This window comes from Blastococcus sp. SYSU DS0552 (genome assembly GCF_054050815.1).
The window spans coordinates 170,608-192,025 of record NZ_JBJHAB010000008.1; the positions used below are offsets into that span (position 1 = coordinate 170,608).

General features: G+C 72.8%; 20 protein-coding genes and 2 tRNA genes. 12 read left to right on the forward strand and 10 right to left on the reverse strand.

The genetic code is table 11. The features are described 5' to 3' along the window. Positions 1-25 precede the first annotated feature (25 nt). From wecB to ACI8AG_RS10665, 3 genes are all read left to right on the forward strand, one after another. Entirely contained in the window at positions 26-1,138 is a 1,113-nt protein-coding gene (gene wecB, locus ACI8AG_RS10655; RefSeq protein WP_456597017.1) for a non-hydrolyzing UDP-N-acetylglucosamine 2-epimerase, read from the forward strand. Positions 1,139-1,215: 77 nt separating this feature from the next. Then, on the forward strand, positions 1,216-2,514 hold the full coding sequence (locus ACI8AG_RS10660) for a hypothetical protein (protein WP_456597018.1): 1,299 nt from the start codon (positions 1,216-1,218) through the stop codon (positions 2,512-2,514). A 313-nt stretch (positions 2,515-2,827) separates the two neighbouring features. Continuing rightward, the gene (locus tag ACI8AG_RS10665) at positions 2,828-4,189 is read left to right on the forward strand and encodes a hypothetical protein (protein ID WP_456597019.1); all 1,362 of its coding nucleotides are present in this window, start codon (positions 2,828-2,830) and stop codon (positions 4,187-4,189) included. A 7-nt stretch (positions 4,190-4,196) separates the two neighbouring features. Here ACI8AG_RS10665 and ACI8AG_RS10670 read toward each other — a convergent pair whose 3' ends face one another. Further along, the gene (locus tag ACI8AG_RS10670) at positions 4,197-5,390 is read right to left on the reverse strand and encodes a glycosyltransferase (RefSeq protein WP_456597020.1); all 1,194 of its coding nucleotides are present in this window, start codon (positions 5,388-5,390) and stop codon (positions 4,197-4,199) included. A 368-nt stretch (positions 5,391-5,758) separates the two neighbouring features. Here ACI8AG_RS10670 and ACI8AG_RS10675 point away from each other — a divergent pair, with 368 nt between their 5' ends. Continuing rightward, positions 5,759-6,727 carry an LCP family protein gene (locus ACI8AG_RS10675; protein ID WP_456597021.1) on the forward strand — a complete coding sequence of 323 codons (969 nt, stop codon included), beginning with the start codon at positions 5,759-5,761 and terminating at the stop codon, positions 6,725-6,727. Here the strand turns inward: ACI8AG_RS10675 and ACI8AG_RS10680 are convergent. Beyond that, the gene (locus tag ACI8AG_RS10680) at positions 6,724-7,368 is read right to left on the reverse strand and encodes an arsenate-mycothiol transferase ArsC (RefSeq protein WP_456597022.1); all 645 of its coding nucleotides are present in this window, start codon (positions 7,366-7,368) and stop codon (positions 6,724-6,726) included. The genes ACI8AG_RS10675 and ACI8AG_RS10680 overlap by 4 nt on opposite strands. Positions 7,369-7,708: 340 nt before the next feature. On the opposite strand from ACI8AG_RS10680, the gene ACI8AG_RS10685 reads away from it, so the two are divergent. Both ACI8AG_RS10685 and ACI8AG_RS10690 read left to right on the forward strand, forming a co-directional pair. Continuing rightward, a complete protein-coding gene (locus ACI8AG_RS10685) occupies positions 7,709-9,778 on the forward strand; it encodes an acyltransferase family protein (protein ID WP_456597023.1) in 2,070 nt (689 codons plus the stop codon). 117 nt (positions 9,779-9,895) lie between these two features. Further along, complete coding sequence (locus ACI8AG_RS10690; RefSeq protein WP_456597024.1) at positions 9,896-10,741, forward strand: hypothetical protein; 846 nt, start codon at positions 9,896-9,898, stop codon at positions 10,739-10,741. A 16-nt stretch (positions 10,742-10,757) separates the two neighbouring features. On the opposite strand, the gene ACI8AG_RS10695 is transcribed toward ACI8AG_RS10690, so the two are convergent. The 4 genes from ACI8AG_RS10695 to ACI8AG_RS10710 all read right to left on the reverse strand — a co-directional run bounded on the left by ACI8AG_RS10695 (position 10,758) and on the right by ACI8AG_RS10710 (position 13,082). After that, positions 10,758-10,940: a hypothetical protein gene (locus tag ACI8AG_RS10695; RefSeq protein ID WP_456597025.1), complete on the reverse strand. Its 183-nt coding sequence runs from the start codon at positions 10,938-10,940 to the stop codon at positions 10,758-10,760. 181 nt (positions 10,941-11,121) lie between these two features. Next, a complete protein-coding gene (locus tag ACI8AG_RS10700) occupies positions 11,122-12,171 on the reverse strand; it encodes a PHP domain-containing protein (protein WP_456597042.1) in 1,050 nt (349 codons plus the stop codon). After that, positions 12,168-12,740, reverse strand: a complete 573-nt coding sequence (locus ACI8AG_RS10705; protein WP_456588395.1) for a DoxX family protein — start codon at positions 12,738-12,740, stop codon at positions 12,168-12,170. The genes ACI8AG_RS10700 and ACI8AG_RS10705 overlap by 4 nt, the downstream gene beginning before the upstream one ends. Positions 12,741-12,899: 159 nt before the next feature. Then, positions 12,900-13,082 carry a hypothetical protein gene (locus ACI8AG_RS10710; protein WP_456588396.1) on the reverse strand — a complete coding sequence of 61 codons (183 nt, stop codon included), beginning with the start codon at positions 13,080-13,082 and terminating at the stop codon, positions 12,900-12,902. 102 nt (positions 13,083-13,184) lie between these two features. Between ACI8AG_RS10710 and ACI8AG_RS10715 the strand changes: the two genes are divergently transcribed. Beyond that, a complete protein-coding gene (locus ACI8AG_RS10715) occupies positions 13,185-13,517 on the forward strand; it encodes a hypothetical protein (RefSeq protein ID WP_456597026.1) in 333 nt (110 codons plus the stop codon). A gap of 9 nt (positions 13,518-13,526) precedes the next feature. On the opposite strand, the gene ACI8AG_RS10720 is transcribed toward ACI8AG_RS10715, so the two are convergent. From ACI8AG_RS10720 to ACI8AG_RS10735, 4 genes are all read right to left on the reverse strand, one after another. After that, positions 13,527-14,189, reverse strand: coding sequence for a potassium channel family protein (locus ACI8AG_RS10720; protein ID WP_456588398.1), 663 nt, complete (start codon positions 14,187-14,189; stop codon positions 13,527-13,529). After that, a complete protein-coding gene (locus ACI8AG_RS10725) occupies positions 14,182-15,552 on the reverse strand; it encodes a TrkH family potassium uptake protein (protein WP_456597027.1) in 1,371 nt (456 codons plus the stop codon). The genes ACI8AG_RS10720 and ACI8AG_RS10725 overlap by 8 nt, the downstream gene beginning before the upstream one ends. A 107-nt stretch (positions 15,553-15,659) precedes the next feature. Continuing rightward, positions 15,660-16,178 carry a phosphatase PAP2 family protein gene (locus ACI8AG_RS10730; RefSeq protein ID WP_456597028.1) on the reverse strand — a complete coding sequence of 173 codons (519 nt, stop codon included), beginning with the start codon at positions 16,176-16,178 and terminating at the stop codon, positions 15,660-15,662. 119 nt (positions 16,179-16,297) lie between these two features. Next, the gene (locus ACI8AG_RS10735; RefSeq protein WP_456597029.1) at positions 16,298-16,828 is read right to left on the reverse strand and encodes a CGNR zinc finger domain-containing protein; all 531 of its coding nucleotides are present in this window, start codon (positions 16,826-16,828) and stop codon (positions 16,298-16,300) included. A 103-nt stretch (positions 16,829-16,931) separates the two neighbouring features. Between ACI8AG_RS10735 and ACI8AG_RS10740 the strand changes: the two genes are divergently transcribed. From ACI8AG_RS10740 to ACI8AG_RS10760, 5 genes are all read left to right on the forward strand, one after another. Next, a complete protein-coding gene (locus tag ACI8AG_RS10740; protein WP_456588402.1) occupies positions 16,932-18,131 on the forward strand; it encodes an MFS transporter in 1,200 nt (399 codons plus the stop codon). Positions 18,132-18,290: 159 nt separating this feature from the next. Next, a tRNA-Ser gene (locus tag ACI8AG_RS10745) sits at positions 18,291-18,379 on the forward strand. Between the two features lie 20 nt (positions 18,380-18,399). Further along, positions 18,400-18,472: transfer RNA gene (locus ACI8AG_RS10750), tRNA-Arg, on the forward strand. Positions 18,473-18,667: 195 nt separating this feature from the next. Continuing rightward, positions 18,668-18,790: a hypothetical protein gene (locus tag ACI8AG_RS10755; protein WP_456597030.1), complete on the forward strand. Its 123-nt coding sequence runs from the start codon at positions 18,668-18,670 to the stop codon at positions 18,788-18,790. Positions 18,791-18,998: 208 nt separating this feature from the next. Beyond that, positions 18,999-21,233 (forward strand): MMPL family transporter, encoded by a 2,235-nt coding sequence (locus ACI8AG_RS10760; RefSeq protein ID WP_456597031.1) that lies wholly within the window; start codon positions 18,999-19,001, stop codon positions 21,231-21,233. Positions 21,234-21,418 lie beyond the last annotated feature (185 nt).

A 21,418-nucleotide genomic window follows, 5' to 3' on the forward strand; every position in this document is an offset into this window, starting at 1 on the left:
TCCGCGCAACACGATGAAGGGCAGCATGACCAAGATCCTGACCGTCGTCGGCACCCGTCCGGAGATCATCCGGCTCTCCCGGGTGATCAGCCGGCTGGACGCGACCACCGAGCACGTCCTCGTCCACACCGGCCAGAACTACGACTACGAGCTCAACGGCATCTTCTTCGACGAGCTCGGCGTGCGCAGGCCGGACCACTTCCTCGGCGTCGACACGAGCAGCCTCGGGCACGTGCTCGGTGAGACCCTCATCAAGGTCGAGGAGGTGCTCCGGGAGGAGCGCCCGGACGGCGTCCTGGTCCTGGGGGACACCAACAGCTGCATCGCCGCGCTCATGGCCAAGCGGATGCGCATCCCCACGTACCACATGGAGGCGGGGAACCGCTCCTTCGACGAGAACGTGCCCGAGGAGACGAACCGCCGGCTGATCGACCACGTGGCCGACTTCAACCTCGTCTACACCGAGCACGCCCGGCGGAACCTGCTCGCGGAGGGCATCCCCGCTCGGCGCATCCAGCTCACCGGGTCCCCGATGCGAGAGGTCCTCCTGCACCACGCCGAGGAATTCCGGGGGAGCGACGTGCTGGAGCGACTCGGCCTCACGCCGCAGGGATACCTGCTCGTCAGCGCCCACCGCGAAGAGAACGTCGACGCCCCCGAACGCCTCGGCCTGCTGCTCGACTGCGTTGAGGCGGCCCGGCAGCAGTGGCGGGTGCCGGTGCTGTTCTCCACCCACCCGCGCACCCGGAAGCGGCTCGAGGCCCTCGGTCGCACCGTGCCCGACGTGATCTTCCACGCCCCGCTCGGGTTCATCGACTACGTGCGGCTCCAGCAGGACTCCCTCTGCGTCCTGTCGGACAGTGGGACGATCAGCGAGGAGTCGTCGATCCTGGGATTCCCGGCCGTGACGCTTCGCAACTCGATCGAACGGCCCGAGGCCCTGGACACCGGTTCGATCATGATGACCGGGCTCGACCCCACGGGCGTCGTCGAAGCCGTGACGACGACCCTTGCCATGTTCGGCGAGGCGCGCGCTGCCACGCCTGCGGAGTACCAGATCTCGGACACGTCGGCGAGGGTGGTCAGGTTCGTGCTGAGCACGGTGCGTCGCCACAGGGAGTGGGCGGGCATCCGGTGAGACGGGCTGTCGCAGCGCGGGTCGCCGGGCGCGGGCTCAGCGCCCCCCCGCGCCTCGGCCGCCGGCGGGGCTGAGCCGTGCGGGTGCCGCGCCGGACGCTGGAGGGCATCGCCGATCAGGTGGTCTCCAGTGCCAGCAACTTCGTCTTCGTCGTGCTCGTCGCTCGGTCGGCCAGTGCTGCCGATTTCGGCGCGTTCAGCGTGGGATACGCGGGGATCGTCCTCCTCCTGGCCTTCGGCCGGGCGGCTCTGGGGACGCCGCTGCTGATCGGTGCTGCCGACGACGGACGGCGTGGGCGGCTCGGGGACGCGCTGGTGCTGGGCTGCGGCCTGGGGTTGATCGGCGGTCTCCTCGTGGCGGCGTCGGTGCTCGTGGCCGGCAGCGCGCCGGCGATCGCGGTGGTCCTGGGTGTCGGTGCCCCGGTCGCGGTGTTGCAGGACGTCTGCCGGCATGGCGCGATCGCCGCCGGCCGGCCGAGGGTCGCGCTGGGGATCGACACACTCTGGCTCCTGGCGGTCGGCGCCGCGCTCCTCGCCGACGTGCAGGAGGTCCACCGGACGGATGTGCTCTCCGCCGTGTCGGTGTGGGTCATCGGCGGAGTCGCCGGAGCGCTGGTCGCCGTGGCCTGGCTGAAGCCGACCGTCGTCCCGGCCGGGGTGGCCAACCGCTTGCGGGGATCACTGCGGCTGCGCTCCGACCTGACCATCGCCGTAGTGCTGCCGCAGGTGGCGATGCTGGTCGTCCTCGCCGTGGTCGCCGTCGGACTGAGCAGTCCTGACGTCGCCGCGCTGCGCGGTGCGGGCACCCTGATGGGGCCGGTCAACCTGCTCTTCGCCGCCATGACGTTCGCCGTGCTCCCGGAGATCGCCCGGATGGGGCGGAGCGTGCCGGTGCTGCGCATTGCGGGATGCATGTACGCCGGCCTCGCTCTCGTCGTCCTGACGTGGGCGACGATCCTGCTGCTGCTTCCCGACGGCGCGGGGCGCGCCCTGCTCGGCGAATCGTGGACCGGAGCGCGGGACGTGCTGCCGTTCATCTCGGCGGAGGCCCTGTTCGGAGCCGCATCGATCGCGGCGGGCACGGTTCTCCAGGCGCGTGGGGCGGCCCGCCTCCATGCTCGGGCTCGGACGCTCTACGCGGCGGGCGTGCTGTGCCTCGGTGTTCCGCTGGCGTTCGTGGTGAGCGACGTCCGGTTCATGGCGGCGGCCTTCGTCGGCTGCGCTGCTGCGGCGGCAGCTCTCAGCTGGACCTTCCTCGTCCTCGGCCGACACGCGACACCCGACTCCGAGCCGGCGCCGGAGGCCGTGGCAGCGTCGGCTGCTGTCCTCGCCCCGCCCGGTTCGACCACCGGGACGTCGACCGCAGAGGGACGCTGACCACATCCGCCACTCCACGCTCCGGGAGTATCACGAAGCGTTATGGAGTCAGGCACTATGTAGCAGTGGTGGCTGTGGTCGGGGGCCGTGCGTGTCGTCGCCGGACGTGGACGGCGGGCCGCGCCGGCGTCGGAGACCGCCGCGCCGTGACGGGCGGGCAAGCCCGCCATGACCCCTCGGAGCAGTCGTGACCGCGAACGTGCAGGACCCGGTGAAGGCTCCCCTCCGCCTCGCAGTCGCCGATGAGCCAAGCGGGAAGGTGCTGCGCGCAGCCCGGGCCCGGCGCTCGAACCGACGCGCCGCGGTGGTCGTCGTGGTGACGATCCTGGGCGCCCTGGGCCCCTACGTCTGGAAGGGCGTCAGGTCCGAGCAGGTCGGTGTGTACGGACTCCTGCTGCTCGTCGGAGTCGTCGCGGCTCCGACGCTACGGCGGCACAGCCTCCGCGGGCCCACGCCGTGGCGGCTGCTCGGCACGTGGTCGGCCTACGTCGGGGTGGCCGCCGCCGCATCGCTCGGCGTGCTCTGGTCACCTGCCCCGTGGAAGCAGGGGGACCTGCTGGCCGGTCTGGACAACGTGCTGTCCCCGTTCGCCGTGATGCTCCTGGTCTGGCTCACCGTCGACCCGTCGAGGGCCCAGCACCTCCTCCTGCTCGCCGCCAAGCTCATCGCCGTGGCGATGGCCGGCAACGGCATGCTCGCCCTGGTCATGACCCAGGTCGATCTGTCCGGCCTGCTGCGGCCGTTCTGGTCGGCGTCCACCGGGATGACCACCGCCGAGTACGCGGCGGGACTCGGACGGGTCAGCGGGGTCTTCAACCATCCCGCGGAGGGCGGCGCGGTGTACGGCCTGGCCGGCGTCTGCGCCTGGTACGCGTGGCAGCACCGGCCGGCGCGGATGTACCTGGTCTTGCTGCCCATCGTCCTCGGCGGGCTGGTCACGGTGAGCAAGATCTTCGTTCTCGGCGCGCTGCCGATCATCCTGTGGCTGGTCTGGCGTTCCCGGGACAGCTCCTCCCGCCTCGGGCTCGTCTTCGTGGTCGGTGCCGGGCTCTCCGGCATCGTGGCGTCGGGGTTGGCCCTGAACTGGACAGGCCTGACGTACCTGAGGGGCATCCTCAGCCCCGGGAATGCGGACGCGCTCTCGTTCTTCACCGCCGGCAGGGTTGGTGAGGGATCGACGCTGCTGAGCGTCATCCGCGAGGTGACGCGCATCAACCCCTTCTTCGGCGTCGGCGCGGAGGGCCTCGCCGTCCCGTACGACAACGGCTGGGTCGAGGCCTACGTGCTGGCCGGGCTGATCGGTGTGCTCGCGTACACGTTCGCGCTCGTGTGGATGTGGCACGCCGGCCGTCGCGACCCCGACCCGCATCGGCGGGTCCTCATGCTCGCCGTCGCCGTGCTGGCCGCAGGCGGGAGCATGGGCCTTCCCGTGCTGACCGCCAACCGTGTGGCAACGCTCTTCTGGCTGATCGCGGCCCTGGCCATCGCTGCGTCCTGGGCCGCCCGCGAGACGACCGAGAACGACTTCCCGCGTCCCTCGCAGCCGGCCGACGTGACGGCGTCGCTGTCGGCACGCGGCGACGTCACCCGGCGCCGCCCGTTCGGCGGCCGCGGCCGCGAGCGCGCCTCGGCCGTGCGGCCCGGCCGTGCTCCGGGAGCACGCGTCCGGCAGTGAGGCGCTGCTAGGCGGTACCCGTCCGCTTCAGGTAGGCGGCCCGGAAGTCGTCGAAGAGGTGACGACCCCCCGCCGCTGCGGCGCGCCAGGACTCGAACGCGTGTCCCGCTCGCTCCCGTGCTTCCTGCCGGTGCCCGGCATCTGCGGCGAGGATCTCGGTGAGCACCATGGACAGGGACGCGACCGTCAGGTCGTCGAGGACGTACCCGCCGCCGTTGCGGAGCACGTCGGACCAGGGGGTCTCGTCCGAGGTGACGACCGGGCACGAGCTCGACAGGCTCTCGGCGATCACGTGCCCGAAGTTCTCGCCCAGCGTGGGGAAGACGAACGCGTCGTAGTCGGCGAAGGTCGCGCGGACGGCGTCCGGCCGCACGGCACCCCGGTACGTCACCGAGACCTCCGGCGGCAGCTCCGCCATGAGCTCCTGGCACCGCCGCCAATACGCGTCATCGTCCACGGGCCCGTAGATGTCGAAGCTGACCGGGCCCGGGACGTGCGCCAGTGCCGCGAGGGTGTGAGCGAGGTTCTTCTTGGGGGAGATGCGGCCGACGTAGACCAGCCGTGGGGTCTCGTTCGGTGGCCCGGGTGGCAGGGCCCGGGCCGGGAGGCCCGACTGGTTCCCGTTGGCCACCACCGTCGCGTGAGGGAAGCGGTCGGTGATGTGCGCCGTCTCCAGTGCGGACGTGCTCTGCCAGAACACATCGGGCCTGCCGAGCGCGAGCCGCCACAACCGCAGGAAGGCCAGCTTCTTCGCGGACTTCTGGGCGAGGGCCCCGGGGGACAGCTCCCCTCGCGGGGCGACGAGGACCGCCCGTGTCCTGATGAGCCGGAGGTGGACCGCGAGCACGGGGAGCAGCGAGAAGGTCGGCGAGAAGAGGCTGTTCAGGTAGACCACGTCGAACCGCTGCCGCCGGAGGTCGCGCCAGAGCCGGATCCATTGCCTGCTGCTGCGCCTGTCGAGATAGAAGACCCGTGCTCGGCCCCGTTCCACCCAGCGGCCCGACAAGCCGGGATACGGGGCGTCGTCCCCGAGGTCCCGGTCGCTGGTGACGAGGAGGAGGCGGACGTCGTCGGGCAGCGTGTCGACGATGTGGGCCATCGACCGGATCGGTCCACCGGCTCGGAAGCCCGGCTCGAACGCCCCGCAGGACGCCAGCACGGAGAACGACGCCGGCTGGTCCTCGTCTGCACGCTCCACCACAGCTGCGATGCCTTCCGTCGCACACCGGCACCGCCCGGCCCGGGGTCTCCCGTCGGCCGGGTGGCGGCCCGGCCAGTCCATCCAACCATCCTCCACGGCTCCGGCAGGACCCCTGGCACCTCCTCCCGGTGACGTCCGGGGCGTCCGGGACGGCTCGGATTGCGCGCCATGCGCATCAGACGTACCACCTGTCCCCGATTGACCCGGAACTCCCAGCAGCGGGGACGAATCGGCCTAGCCTCGTGAAGCAGGTCGGCGACGGAGACGGGATTTCAATGCGTTCGAGTGCAGACGTCCAAGCCTCGGGGATGTCGGGGTACGACACCGACGTTCACGGGCCGCCGGCCCGGAGCCGTCGTCGGAAGAAGGTGTTCCTGGCGCTGGCCGCCAGCGTGGTCGTGCTGCTGCTCGTCATGGCGGGAGGCGTCTGGTACCTCGCCAGCCGCTACGCCGGAGGGCTCGAGCGCCTGGACGGCGTGTTCGCCGGCCTCGACGACACCCAGCGCCCGGCTGCGGCCGAGAGCGCGGCCCTGACCTTCCTGGTCGTCGGCTCCGACACGCGGGCCGACGTGCCGGAGGGCGAGCGCCCCGATGGTCGTTCCGACGTCATGATGCTGGTCCGCTTCGCCGCCGACCGTCAGCAGGCCCAGGTCATCTCCCTCCCGCGCGATTCATGGGTCGCGATTCCTGGCTACGGCATGTCGAAGCTCAATGCGGCCTACGCCTACGGGGGGCCGACGCTGCTGGTGCAGACCGTCGAGAACATGACCGGCGTCCGTATCGATCACTACGCGGCCATGGATTTCCAGGGATTCGTGCAGATGACCGACTCGCTGGGCGGGGTCGACGTGCAGGTCGCCGAGACGACCAGCAACGGCCCCTACACCTACCAGGCCGGGCTCAACCGCCTCGATGGCGAGGAGGCGCTCTTCTACGTGCGCCAGCGCTACGGCCTGCCGGGCGGCGACTTCGACCGGGTCAAGCGCCAGCAGCAGTACCTGCGGTCGGTCTTCGGCGCCCTCTCCCGGCAGAACGTGTTCACCGACATGGGGGCTCTCGACGGCTTCATGGTCGCGTTGACCGACGCCATGGCGGTGGACGAAGGCCTGTCGAACACAGATCTGCTCGGCATGGCCTACGAGCTGCGGTCGCTGCGTCCGGATGCCGTGACGTTCCTGACCGCGCCCGTCGCCGGTACGGGTCGCGAGGGCGCGCAGAGCGTGGTCTACCTCGAGCCGACCCGGGCGGAGCAGATGTGGGGCTACCTGCGCACTGACTCGCTGGGTCAGCACGCGGCAGAGTTCGCCGTCGACGCGCTACCCGCGGTACCGAACTAGATCCGCGGCGGCACCGGGGGGATCCGCGGCATCCGTACCGTCTCCTCGGTCAGCGGCGCGCGGTCCTCCAGCAGTGGGGCGAGGAACTCGAGCGCGTCGGCGATCTGGTCGACGGCCTCCGCGTGCACCCGTGACGAACCCTCGATGGGATCGGGCACGTCGAACTCCGCGCCACGGGAGCGGGCGAACCGGGCGCGTGCCTCGCGCAGCGCCTGGGTGAGCTCGCTGCCATGCCGGTGCGCGGAGCCGGGGGCCCAACTCGGTCCCAGCGCCTGCGCGAGAGCTGCCGCTTCCATGACCGTGAACACCTTCTGGAGGCCGCGAGGGCTGATCGCCACCACCTCGTCCCGATGGTCCCCGGTCATGGTCAGCACGAGATCGGCCCAGTCGACATCGGCCTCCGACAGGCGCCGGGAGGCGAAGCCGTCCGCCCGGACGCCGTGGCGCGCAAGAGCGCGCTCGGTCCGCGGGTGCATGGCCCGGCCGGGGCGCGCCTGGGTTCCGGCGCTGCGCACCTCCACCCGCTGACCGCCGTCCGGGCTCCAGGCGCGCAGCAGTCGTTCGGCAGCCGCGGAGCGGCAGATGTTGCCGGTGCAGACGAACAGCACCTTCGCGGTCGGCTGCTGCGGATACGTGGACACCGGGGCCCAGCCTATGCCGCTCGGCAGTTGGTGGAGGCGTGTGCGGTCGTGTGCGCACGATGGGCCCACGAGCGAGGACATCGGCGGAAGGGCGACCGGCCCTCGGACCGCGGTGGGCCGCCGGCGGCGGCTTCGTCCTCTGCCTGGTCATCTCGTCGCCCGGACCACCCGGGAACAGCGCACCGGCCCCGGTGGACGGTGCCGCGTCGGCCGCGAGGCGATACGCATGGGAGGCCCGCGTGCGCACGAGGCGAGTGTGGTCACGGATGACTCTGAGTGCCCGCACTGTGACCGTCATGTGACATAGCCTTCGGCGGTCATCGATGGTGTGGGGGCGGGCGTGACCGGTACGGCATACACGCGGGTCGGTTTCCGCCCCGACATCGAAGGTCTGCGCGCCCTGGCGGTCGGTCTCGTCGTCCTCTACCACGCAGGCCTGCCGTGGCTGCCCGGTGGCTATGTCGGGGTGGACGTCTTCTTCGTCATCTCCGGTTACCTCATGACCGCTCTCGTCCTGCGGGAACTGGACGCGACCGGCACGGTGAGGCTTCGCGCCTTCTACGCCCGACGGATCCGCCGGCTGCTCCCGGCGGCAGTGCTGGTCCTGGTGTCCACGCTCGCTCTGGCCAAGCTCCTGCTGCCGCCCCTTGCGCTGCCGACCATCGCGAAGGCCGGGGCGGCGACCGCGCTCTACGTGTCCAACGTGTGGTTCGCCTACACCGGGACCGACTATCTCGCCAGCGAGGCGCCCTCTCCTCTGCAGCACTACTGGTCCCTGGCGGTGGAGGAGCAGTTCTACCTGGTGTGGCCGGTCCTGCTCGTGCTGGCCTTCCGCCTCTTCCGCGGCAGCCGGGCGCGCATCGGCGTCGGGCTGGTGCTGCTCGTGGTGGCGTCCTTCCTGCTGTGCCTCGTCACCACGTCGGTGAGCCAGCCCTGGGCCTTCTTCAGCCTTCCCACGCGGGCGTGGGAGCTGGGGGTAGGTGGTCTGGTCGCACTGGCAGCAGGGCGGCTGGCACTGCTGCCGGTGGCCCTGGCTCGTGCGCTGACATGGGCGGGACTGCTGGTCGCAGCAGCCTCGGCGCTGCTCTACACGGACGCGACCACCTTCCCCGGCTGGGCTGCCACCGTCCCCGTCATGGCCACGGCCGCGCTGCTGGCCGGGGGACTCCGGCAGGCGCCCGGCTCGGCCGACGTGGTCTTGGCGCGCCGGCCCATGCAGGTGGTCGGCAGGCTCTCGTACTCCCTCTACCTCTGGCACTGGCCGGTCCTCGTCCTCCCCGCGGCCCGGTACGGCGAGTTGTCGCCTGCGACCCGAGCCGCCCTGGTGCTCCTGGCCGTTGCCCTGGCCTGGCTGATGTACCGATTCGTGGAGGACCCGGTGCGGCGATCGGGTCGGCTGGCCGGTCGTCCGGGCCGGAGCTACGCCCTGAGCGTCGCTGTGACGGCCGTGGCGCTCGCGGCTGCCCTCGGGGCAGGCGTGCTGCCGAAGCTGGCGACCGACCAGCGCGTCCCGGAACTGACCACCGCGGCGGTCGCTCGAGCGGTGGCATCTCCGGCTGTGGTCCCGGCGAACGTGAGCCCGGCCCTGGCCTCGGTGTCGGACGACCTGCCTCCCACCTACCGCGACGGCTGCCACGCGGACTTCGAGGTCGTGACCCCAGGGCCCTGCCAGTTCGGCGACGGATCAGCGAGCCGCACCGTCATGCTGCTGGGGGACTCGCACGCCGCCCAGTGGTTCCCTGCCCTCGACCGGCTTGCCGCCGACGACGGCTGGCGGTTCATCAGCCTGACCAAGAGCGCCTGCCCCAGCATCGACGTCCTGGTGCCCAACGACAGCCTCGGGCGCCCGTACACGGAGTGCCAGGCGTGGAACGACGCGGTCGTCAGCCGCGTGCACGCGGAACAGCCCGACGTCGTGGTGCTGTCCAACTTCGCCGCCAAGTACATCGAGCTCCAGGCCCAGGCCTCCCCTGCTCCCTGGACGCAGGCGCTGCAGGGGTTCATCGAGCGCCTCCCCGAACGCACGCAGGTGGTGATCCTCGGTGACACCCCTGCCTGGGAGCAGTCGCCCGTCGACTGCCTCAGTGCGCACATCACGGGGCCGGGTGCGTGCTCCCGGGCCGTCGGCGAGCTCATCGACGAGGAGATCCAGGCCGGCGAGGCCGCCCTGGCCGGAGGGCGCGTGACGTTCGCACCGACTTTCGAATGGGTATGCGACGGCACGTGCCCCGCGCTGGGTGGCAACGTCGTCGTGTACCGGGACCAGCACCACCTCACGGCCACGATGGCCGCCCTGCTGGTGGACCGTATCCGCTCCGTCGTGCCCGGGGCCGACGGTTCCGACCGCGGCGCCGCGGAATCGGGGCCCCGGCCCAGTACGCGAGCCAGCGGCGAGGTCGGCGCCTCATAGGCGCGGGTGAGCTCACTCAGGCAGCACAACTCACCCAGCTGACCCGAGCGCCCCAGGTGCCACGCCACGTGGGCCGCAGGGGTCAAGGTCTGCCACCCGCCTGCCGATGATCGCCGTGTGTCGTGGGCGTGGATCATCGGCGGACTGGTCGTCTGGATGGCGATCGCCGCCGTGCTCGGCGTCCTCATCGGCCGGACGATCCGGCACGCGGACGAGCGCGCGGCCGCCTCCTGGGTCGAGCCGGCTCACGCACCGCAGCCCGCCGCCGCGCGCACCCGCCGCCGTGCCGTCCCGCTGCCCCCGGTGGGCGTCGGGCTGGCCGCCGCCGCGGTGGCGCTCATGGCCACCGGCTTCCTGCTGCGCCTGACCGGGGCCACCGGCACCGCTGCCCGCGCCCTCTCCATGGACGCGCCCTTCTCCCTGCCCCGTCTCTTCGTGGCGGGGCTGTTCGCCGTCGCCGCCCTCGCCGCCGTCGCCGGCGCCGCCCGCAACCCGGGCCGCCGCACCTGGTGGCTGGCCGTCGGGCTGGTCGCGGCCGGCATCGCCTCGGTCAAGGCCGGGGGCACCGTGCACGCCGACGCGATGACCGCCCTGGACGCCGCCGTCGGCCGGCCCGCCGCCATCACCCTCAGCGCCCTCGTCGCCCTGGCCGTCGTCGGGGCGCTGTTCTTCCTCAGCCGCACCGAGCGCCGTGACCGGCGCCGCGTCCTCGGCAGCCTGGCCGGCTACGGCGTCGCCGCGGTCGGGCTCTCCGCCCTCTCCGTCGTCGCCCCCGACTCGCTCCGGGCCACCGCCACCTTCGTCGAGGAGTCCGGCGAGGCGCTGGCCGGGGTGGCGTTCCTGGTCGCCGTCCTCATCGGTGTCGCGCCGCGGCTGGTGCTCCCGGCCGACTGGGCGCTGCGCCGGACGGACGACGCCCACTCCCTGGAGCTCGTGCAGCCGCTGGAGGAGCCCCTCCGCTGAGCCGGGCGCCCGCGCCTCAGAGCGAGGGGCGGACCTGCCCGCAGCGGCAGGCGTAGAGCGACGAGCCGCTGAAGGCGTCCTCGCTGCGCCAGCGGAACCAGTGCACGTGCCGCGCGGAGGGGCGCTTCGGCTCGGGCGCCGGGGCGGGCCGTGTGCCGTTCGGCGCGTGGACCTGCTGGGTGGACACGGGCTGGGCCACCTCCGAGCACCTCCATCCGGATCTGCCGCGCGTTCGCGCGGGCGCCGAGACTGTCCGGGCACCGGTGTACCCACGTTCCCGGGCGGGCGGGCGTCCGCCCGGTGAACGGTGCGCGACAAGACCGACCACCCGCGTGGTCGTCACGATACGCATAGGTTCCCTAGCGGGCCGTGGTCACCGATCAGCCAGCGGTCCAGGCCAGCAGGTCCTCGGCGGACCTGGTGTTGATCACCCGCTCCACAGGGACGCCGCACTCGACCGCCCGCTCGCAGCCGTTGTACTGCCAGTCCAGCTGGCCGGGGGCGTGCGCGTCGGTGTCCACGGCGAACTCGCAGCCCAGCTCCACCGCCAGGCTCAGCAGCCGCCGCGGTGGGTCCAGCCGCTCGGGGCGGGAGTTGATCTCCACCGCGGTGCCGTGCTCGATGCAGGCGGAGAACACCGCCTCGGCGTCGAACTGGCTCTCCGGCCGCGGCTTCTGCGTCCCGTCGCGTTGCCTCCGGCCGATGACCAGCCGACCGGTGCAGTGACCGAGGACGTCGGTGTGCGGGTTGGCGACGGCGGCGAGCATCCGCTCGGTCATCGCCGAGCGCTCGGCCCGCAGGTCGGAGTGCACGCTCGCGACGACGACGTCCAGGCGGCCCAGCAGCTCCTCGCTCTGGTCCAGCGAGCCGTCGACGTTGATGTCGCACTCGATGCCGGTGAGGATCCGGAAGGGCGCGAGCTCCTCGTTCAGCGCGGCGACGACGTCGAGCTGCTGCTCCAGGCGTTCGGGGGAGAGCCCGTTGGCCACCGTGAGCCGGGGGGAGTGGTCGGTCAGCGCCAGGTACTCGTGGCCCAGCGCGATCGCGGCCTCGGCCATCTCGCGGATCGGGCTGCCACCGTCGGACCAGTCGGAGTGGGCGTGCAGGTCGCCTTTGAGCGCGGCGCGGAAGGCGGCGACGTCCTCGGCCGCCGGCAGCTCCCCGGCGTAGGTCTCCTCCAGCGCGGCCAGGTACTCGGGCACCTCGCCCCGGTGGGCCTGGGCGACCGCCGTCGCCGTCTTCGGGCCGATGCCCTTGAGGTCCTTCAGCGTGTTGGTGCGGATGCGGCGGTCCAGCTCGGCCTCGTCCAGGCCGTCGACCACCGCCGCGGCGGTGCGGTACGCACCCACGCGGTAGCTGGCCTCGCGGGCGCGCTCCAGGAGGAAGGCGATCCTCCGGAGCGCGGCCGCGGGCGGGAGCGGAGCGCTCAGCGAAGCGCCTTGAGGGCGCCCTTGCCGGTCTTCTTGCCGGCCTTGCGGGAGGCCTTCTTCTGCGCCTTGACGGCGCGCTTGGAGGCCTTCTCGTAGTTCTTCTCGGTCGCGTCGGCAGCCCGCTTCGCCGCCCGCCTGGCGCGGTAGCCCACCGACGGCTTGCCCTCGGTGTCGACGGCGGCCAGCAGCAGCCCGCCGAACAGGCCGGTGTTCTTGAGGAAGTTCGAGAGCTGCCCGAACTTCTCCTTCGGGTCGTCGTGCTCCCAGAACCGGTGCCCGGCCAGCGTCGTCGGGACGACCGACGCCGACAGCGCGATGGCGGTCAGCCGCGGGAACTTGTTCAGGGCAAACAGCGAACCGGCGGCCACCTTGATGGCGGCGTCGACCTTGACCCACTGCTCGACGTCACGGGGCAGCTCCACCGGGAGCTGCTTGTCGGCGGTCTCGGCGATCTTCTCCACCACGGGGGTGGCGCCCGGCACGCGGTCCTGCGGCTGGCGCAGCGTGCTGATCCCCCCGTAGATGAAGGGCGCGGCGAGCAGGGGCCGGGCGATCCGGCGAACGAGCATGGTGACCTCTTTCCTCGATGCCACTGGGCAGTCGCAGCGTGCACTGCCCGGAAGATCCATCCGGCAATCACGCGGCGCAACTCGGGCGTCCCGTCTCCACCTGCCGCGACGTGCCCGGCTACCCCTCGGCCCGGGTCGACCGGGCGTCACCGCAGCGGATCAGTCCCGCGTCCTCCGCCGCATGGCGGCGTCGATCGCGACGCCGACGGCCAGGCCGATGCCCGCGCCGACGCCCGGGTTCTCGAACAGCGACAGCCCGAGCCCCGCGCCCAGGGCCAGCCCCAGGGCCAGGCCGGTGCCCTGCTGCCAGTCCTTCTCCGGGGGCTTCGTCGGCTCCGCCATGGTGCGGACCGTACCGGTGCCCCGGGGTGCACGGGCTGCTCGACGGCGGCGCGCGGGACTCGGCGGTGCCGGAAATCCGGATCGCTGCCCTAGGGTCACCTGGTGCCCGTCGCCGCCGCGCTCCGCCAGGTCGTCGTCATGCTCGCGGCTGCGGGCCTGGCCGCGGCCCTCGCCGGCGGGGTGTGGGCGGTGGTGGCCGACGAGGGGTTCCGCAGCCGCTTCGCGCTCTCGCTGATGGTGGTCGCCGGCCTGCTGGCGCTCGTCGGCGGCACGCTCGCGCCCCGCCTGGCCACCGCCGAGGCGCGCGCCTTCCTCGGCCAGGGGCCGGGCCAGGAGGAGTCCGGCGGCGACGAGCCGCTGACGGCGCTCGGGGTCTTCCTGTTCGTGGCGCTGCCGCTGTTCGCCGTCGGCCTGATCACCTACGGCAGCGGCTGACCCGGGGGGTCACTGCAGGTCGACGAACCGCTCGACGTCCCGCGGCCGGCCGGCGATCACGATCGTCGAGCCGTAGGTGAGCACCGTGTCGACGGCGGCGTGCGTGTAGGCCTCGTCGCCCTCCGGCTTGACCGACACCACGGTGACCCGGTGCCGCCTGCGCAGCCCGGTCTCCCCGAGCGGCACCCCGACGATCTCCCGCGGCGGCTTCGTCTTGGCGAACACCCACTGCGGGTCCAGCTCCACCCAGTCCAGCAGCCGGCCGGAGACCAGGTGCGCGACGCGCTCGCCCATCTCGTGCTCGGGGAACACCACGTGGTGGGCGCCGATCCGCTCCAGGATCTTGCCGTGCTGGCTGCTCAGCGCCTTGGCCCAGATGTCGGCGATCTCCAGCTCGACCAGCAGCGACGTCGTCAGGATGCTGGCCTCCAGGTCGGTGCCGATGGCCACGACCACCCGGCGGAACTCGCCCACACCGAGTTGCCGCAGCGCGTCCAGGTCGGTGCCGTCGGCGACGACCACCTGCCCCAGCTGGCCGGAGAGCCGCTGGACGATCTCCGGCCGGTGGTCGATCGCCAGCACCTCGGTGCCGCCGCCGGCCAGCTCCGTGGCCAGGGCGGTGCCGAACCGGCCCAGCCCGATCACGGCGACCGGATCCCTGTGACTAGCCAACGATGGTCCTCTCCTCGGGGAGCTGGTAGGGCCGGGCGCGGTCCCGCAGGGCCAGGCCCGAGGCCAGTGTGAGCGGGCCGATCCGGCCGACGAACATGAGCAGGACGACGAGCAGCTGGGCACCCGGCGGCAGGGCCGCGGTGATGCCCGTGGAGAGGCCGACGGTGGAGAACGCCGAGACGGTCTCGAACAGCACCTGCTCGAAGGAGAAGTCGGTCAGCGCCTCCATCACGAAGGTGGCGACGGTGACCACCCCGATGCCGAGCAGCGCCACCGCCAGCGCCTGGCGCTGGTTCGTCGGGGGCACCCGGCGGCGGCCCACCTCGACGTCGACGTCCCCGCGCAGCTCCGCCCACAGCACGTAGGCCAGCAACCCGAACGTCGTCACCTTGATCCCGCCGGCGGTGCCGGCGCTGCCCCCGCCGATGAACATCAGCGCGTCGGTGAGCAGCAGGGTCTCCGGCTGCAGCGCGGAGATGTCGAGGTTGTTGAACCCCGCCGTGCGCGGCATCACCCCGGCGACGAAGGCCGCCATGACGGTGTCGCCGAACCCGAGCGGACCGAGCGTCCGGGGGTTCCGCCACTCGGCGAGCAGGTAGCCGGCCGTGCCGACGACGAGCAGCGCGGCCGTGACGATCACCGTGATCCGGGTGAGCACCGACCAGGTCCGCGGCCGGCGCCACGACCGGACCAGCTCGAACACGACCGGGAAGCCCAGGCCGCCGACGATGACCGCCGCCGCGATCGTCAGGCTCACCCAGGGGTCGCCGACGTAGCGCACCAGGCTGTCCGCGTGGAGCCCGAAGCCGGCGTTGTTGAACGCCGAGATCGCGTGGAACACCCCGTTGTACAGGGCTGCGGGGGCCGGCTGGTCGTAGCCGAGGGCGAACCGGGTGGTCAGCATCGCCGCCGCCACCGCCTCGCAGGCGAGGCTGAACAGCACGACCCGGACGATCACCCGGCGCACGTCGGCCGCCGACAGCGACTTGGTCTCGGCCTGCGCGATCAGGCGTGCCCGGAGCCCCAGCCGCCGGGAGAGCAGCAGCGCGACCAGGCTGGCCAGGGTCATGATCCCCAGCCCGCCCGCCTGGATGAGCCCCAGGATGACAGCCTGCCCGAAGCCGGACCAGTAGGTGCTGGTGTCCACGGTCACCAGCCCGGTGACGCAGACGGCGGAGGTCGCGTGGAAGAGCGCGGTGAGGAGGTCGGCGCGGCCGGGCCCCGGCGTCGCCAGTGGGAGCGACAGCAGCGCGGTGCCCACGGCGATCGCGAGCAGGAACGCCCCGGCGATGACCCGCCCCGGGTGCCGGAACCCCCGGGCGATGGCCCGCTGGGGCGTCGGTGCGCGGTAGCCCTGCGTCACCGCGCTCCTCCCGTCAGCGCCTCCGACGGTCGGTGGGCGAGCCACCTTCGCACACCGCCCGTGGGCTTCTCACGCAGCCGGTCCGGCGGGTCATCCGGCCCGGCCGCTCAGCGCCGGACGCGCCGGCCGGCCCCGGCGACCGCGGCGCCCACCGCGAACCCGGCCAGCACGTCCCCGGGGTAGTGCACGCCGACGTGCACCCGCGAGTAGCCGATGGCCAGCGCCAGCGGGGCGAGCCCGGCTCCGGCCGCGGGGGCTTCCAGGGCCAGCCCGGTGACGAAGGCCGCGGCCGAGCCCGAGTGCCCGCTGGGGAAGGACAGGCTCCCTGGTTCGCGGCGCAGCCGGCGTTCGGTGCGCAGGTTCGCCAGGTCCGGGCGCACCCGGCCGAACGCCGGCTTGAGGACGGCGTTGACCACCGCGCTGGTGACCAGCATCGACCCCACCCCGCGGAGGGCGCCGCGCCGCAGCCGGCCGGGGCGGCCGCCCAGCGCGAGCGCGAGCAGCAGCCACAGCTTCCCGTGGTCGGCCGCGGCCGAGAGGTGGCGCAGCCAGCGGTCGGCCGGGGTGGTCGGGAACCCGCCGATCCAGGCGTGCAGCCGCGCGTCGACGTCGCGGGGGATGGGCACGACCGGACGCTAGCCGCCGCGTCGATGATCAGCCCACCTGATCGTTCCGGGTCCTGGCTCGGTGTCGATGGTGAGCCAGGACCCCGAATGACCAGGTCACCTGATCATTCGGGGCGGGGTCAGGACTTCCGGCGGGCCCGGTAGGCGGCCACGGTCGAGCGGCTGGCGCAGGTGTTGGAGCAGTAGCGGCGGCTGGCGTTGCGGGAGGTGTCGACGTAGACGTCGTCGCAGCCCTCGGCCGAGCACACGCCCAGGCGCTGCCAGCCGTGCTGCACCACCACCTGCGACAGGCCCATCGCGACCGTCGTCGTCAGCTGCTCGAGGGCCGGGGCGTCGGGGCGGGCGTAGTGCAGGTGCAGGTCGCCGTCGTGGTCGGTGGCGTAGGGCCGGGGGCGGGCCAGTGCCAGCAGCTCGTTGAGCCGGGCGAGCACGTCGGGCTGCGACTCGGCCAGCGCGACCGCGCGCACCAGCTGCGCCGTGGCGGCGGCCTTCTGGGCGTCGGCCGGCGTGAGGTCCAGCGAGGTGCCGGGCGTGAACCACTCGTCGTGCGCCGCCAGGAAGCGCGGCATCCCGTCCTCGGGCGCCAGGTCGGCGTTGGCCAGGGCGATGGCCAGCTCGACCGCGGTCGATCCGTAGGTGTCGTAGTCCAATTGACTCCCTACTCATCTGTCCCTAGTCTCGGGACTGCGTAGGCGGTCAACGCTCTTTGACCGCCTACTCTTCCTTCCCCTGCAGTGCGAAACGAGTGCAAGCGTGCGTGCCTACCTCGCCGTCTGGCGCCTTCCTTCCGCCAAGGTGCTCCTCCTCGCCGGCTTCGCCGGCCGTCTGCCGTCGTCCATGGTGCCGCTCGCGCTGCTGCTCATGGTGCAGCAGCAGACCGGCTCCTACGCGATCGCCGGCCTGGCCGCGGCCACCCTCGGCATCGCGTCGGCCGTGATGGCGCCGGTCCTCGGCCGCCTCGCCGACCGGAAGGGACCCCGCCGCATCCTGCTTGCGCAGTCGGCGCTCTACCCGCTGCTGCTCGCCCTGCTGGTGGCGGTGACCCTCGGCGGCGCGCCGGACACCGCCGTCGTGGCCGCCTCCGCCCTGGCCGGCGCCAGCACGCCGCTGGTCTCCGGCACCGTCCGCGCCCTGTGGTCGCGCACCGACCCGCGCGTCCGCTCCACCGCCTACGCCCTCGACGCCACGGCCACCGAGCTGGTGTTCGTCGTCGGCCCGACGCTGGTCGCCGCGCTGGCGGTGCTGGCCGCGCCGGCGTGGGCCGTGGGGCTCGCCGGCGCGCTGGCCGTCGTCGGCGCGCTCGGCGTCGCCCGTGCCGCCCGGTCGTGGGTGCCCGCGGCGGCGCCCACTGCCGGCCTGTTCAGCACCGTGCTCGCCCCCGGCATGCCCCGGGTGCTGCTCAGCGGATCGGCCGTGATGCTGGGGTTCGGGGCGCTGGAGGTCGCGATCCCGGCGTTCGCCGGCTCCACCGGCTCCCCGGGCCTCTCGGGGGTCCTGCTGGCGGTCTGGTCGCTGGGGTCGGTCGCCGGTGGCCTGTGGTTCGGGGCGCGGGTGATGAGCGCGTCGCTGCCCCGGCAGTACCGCTGGCTGCTGTTCGGCGTCACGATCGGCCTCGCGCCGCTGGCCTGGGTATCCAGCCCGTGGGCGCTGGGCGTGCTGCTGTTCCTCGGGGGGACGGCGATCGCGCCGACCCTGACGGTGCAGAACTCGCTGGTCGGCTCGCTCGCGCCGGTGCACGCCACCACCGAGGCGTTCACCTGGCTCTCCACGATCACCGTCGGCGCCTCGGCCATCGGCGCGGCCCTGGGTGGTGCGCTGATCGAGACGTCGTCCGGGGTGCCGGGGGCGCTCCTGCTGGCCTGCGCCGGGGCGGCCGCCGCCGTCGTCGTCACCCTCGTGCCCGGCCGCAGCCCGCTGGCCCCCACCCGGTCGCGGGAGACGGTCGCCGCCTGACTGCTGCGCCGAGTGCGACGAACTCGTGGTGCTCGCGGCCTGGTGGCCGCGAGTTCGTCGCACTCGCTCGCGCGGACCGGGGCTGCACCCCCCGAAGACCCGGGTCCGGCAGCGCTGGTAGTCTCTCTCCTCGGTGGTTACGAGGTGACTCGAGCCCCGGGAGGCTTCGCCTAGTCCGGTCTATGGCGCCGCACTGCTAATGCGGTTTGGGTTAATCCCCATCCCGGGTTCAAATCCCGGAGCCTCCGCGCACGACAACTGAACATCCGCACCCGTAGCTCAACGGATAGAGCATCTGACTACGGATCAGAAGGTTAGGGGTTCGAATCCCTTCGGGTGCACGTCTGGTTGAGACACCGAGCGGCCCCGCACTTCGACGGAAGTGCGGGGCCGCTTCGTCTTCAACGTGCGCTGCCACACGCGCGCGCGGCCCGCTCTGGGAGTGCTGCGCCCGCTCAGGGGTCCTGCAACGGCCCTCTCGCGTGCACAGGACCCGCAGAGCGGCGTGGGCGCTGACGTCGCCGACGCCTCACCTCGTGACCGGAGCTCGCCGCCGCCCCCGTGCCACCGATGAGCTCGCGGTCGGCGTCCTCGTCCTCCTCGCGATCGTCGTGCTCGCGGTCGCCATCGACGTCGTCCAGGCCCGCCTGAACCGCTGATCCCGTGAGCCCGGGACCAAGATCAGGGACCGGCTCAGGGGTTTCCCTGATGTTCGGCCCCCCCTCCTCCGGAAGTCTCTCCGCCGGCGGGCCGCGCCCCGACGGTCGGACCGCCCCGACCCGCGCCCGACCAGCTGGCGGGATGGGCGCGTGCGCCCGTGACCAGCAGGTTGGCATGCGGACACCCGCATTCGGACAGGAGGCGACGATGGATGGATCCCGCAACCTCGCGGGACGGGTCGGACGCTGGAGCGCCCGGCACCGGAAGACGGCGGTATTCGGCTGGCTGGCCTTCGTGGTGGCCGCCGTCGCACTCGGCTCGTTCGTGCCGCAGGCCCAGCTGACCTCGGCCGAGCAGACCCTCGGCGAGCCCGCCCGGGCCCAGCAGATCCTCACCGACCACGGCTGGGAGGAGCCGGCCGCGGAGATGGTCCTGGTGCAGCGCGAGGCCGACGTCCCCGAGGCCGCGGCCACCGCCGCGCTCACCGACCTCGTCGACGAGCTGCGAGGCACCCCCGAGGTCACGAACCTGGTCAGCCCGCTCGACGGCGCTCCGCTGGTCTCCGCCGACGGCCGCTCCGCCCTGGTCACCTTCGACCTCGCCGGCGACCCGGACGACGCCGCCGAGCGGATCGCCCCCGTGCAGGCCGCGGTCGCCGCGGTGGCTGCCGAGCACGACGACGTGCGCGTCGAGCAGTTCGGCGGCACCAGCGCCGACCTCGCGCTGAACGAGACCCTGGACGCCGACTTCCAGCGCGCCGAGTTGCTCTCCATCCCGATCACGCTGGCGGTGCTGCTGCTGACCTTCGGTGCGCTGGTCGCCGCCCTCCTCCCGCTGGTGTTCGCGCTGACGGCTTTCGTCGGCGCCCTCGGGCTGCTCAGCCTCACCAGCCAGATCTGGCACGTCGACCAGACCGCGCAGATCGTCATGCTGCTGATCGGCCTGGCCGTCGGCGTGGACTACTCGCTCTTCTACCTCAAGCGGGAGCGCGAGGAGCGGGCCAAGGGCGCCGGCCCGGTGAACGCCCTCGACATCGCCGCCGCGACCTCCGGGCACTCGGTGCTCATCTCCGGCATCACCGTCATGGTCGCGATGGCCGGCATGTTCCTCACTGGCTTCTCGGTCTTCACCGGCGTCGCCTCCGCCACCATCCTGGTCGTCGCCTGCTCGGTGCTCGGCTCGCTCACGGTGCTGCCGGCGATGATGGCGTGGCTCGGTGACCGGGTGGAGAAGGGCCGGCTGCCGTTCCTGCGCCGGCGCGCCGCCGACCGGCCCGGCCGCTTCTGGCCCGTCGTCCTCGGGGCGGTGCTCCGCCGGCCGCTGGTCGCCGCCGTCGTCGCCGGTGGTGTCCTCGTCGGGCTGGCCGTCCCGGCGGCGTCGATGGACCTCCGTGCCGAGGGCGTCCAGGACCTGCCGCAGGACCTCGCGGTGATCCAGACCTACAACCGGATCACCGAGGCGTTCCCCGGCGGACCCTCACCGGCCGAGGTGGTCATCGAGGCGCCCGACGTCGCCGCCCCGCAGGTGCAGGCCGCGATCGCCGAGCTGCGCGAGCGCGCCCTGGCCAGCGGGGAGATGAACGAGCCGATCGCCGTCGAGACCAACGAGGCCGGCACGGTCGCCGTCGTAGGGGTGCCGCTCACCGGCGACGGCGAGGAGCAGGCCTCCCGCGACGCCCTCGCGACCCTCGCCGACGAGATCGTGCCCGAGACCGTCGGCGCGCTGGACGGCGTGACCGCGGTCGTCAGCGGCGGCACGGCCTACTCGGTGGCCTTCGACGAGCTCATGGCCGAGCGCACCCCGTGGGTGTTCGGCTTCGTCCTGGTGCTGGCCTTCCTCCTGCTGCTGGTCTCGTTCCGCTCGGTGACCGTCGCGATCACCGCGATCGTGCTCAACCTGCTGAGCGTGGCCGCTGCCTACGGCGTGATGGTGCTCGTCTTCGAGGAGGGCATCGGCGCCGGTCTCATCGACCTCGACCGGACCGGGGCGATCGTGAACTGGATCCCGCTGTTCCTGTTCGTCATCCTCTTCGGCCTGTCGATGGACTACCACGTGTTCATCCTCAGCCGGATCCGCGAGGCCCGGGACCGGGGGCTCGCCACCCGGGACGCCGTCGCGCAGGGCATCACGTCCTCGGCCGGGGTCGTCACCAGCGCCGCGGTGATCATGGTGTTCGTCTTCCTGACTTTCGTGACGCTGTCGATGACGAGCATGAAGCAGATCGGGCTGGGCCTGGCGGTGGCGGTGCTGCTGGACGCCACCGTGGTCCGGGCGCTGCTGCTGCCCGCGGTGATGCAGCTGCTTGGCGAGCGCAACTGGTACCTGCCGCGGTGGCTGGGGTGGCTGCCGACCGTCCGGCACGAGCCGGCCGGCGAGCTGCCGGCCGTGGTGCCGGTCCCGCGGCCGGCGCCTGCGGCGCCGCTGGTACCGGCGGGGGACTGACCGCGTTCGCTCCCCGCTCTGGGGGTCGAGCACGCGCTCCGGGGGTCCTGCAGGGCCCGCAGATCGCGAACTCGGCCCCCAGAGCTGCGTTCGGGGCGGAGGCGGCTCTTTGCGATTGTGTGACAGATCGGTCCGCCGGCTGGCACTTCGCACCTCGCGGGGTACCGAGGAACACGGGTCCGCTC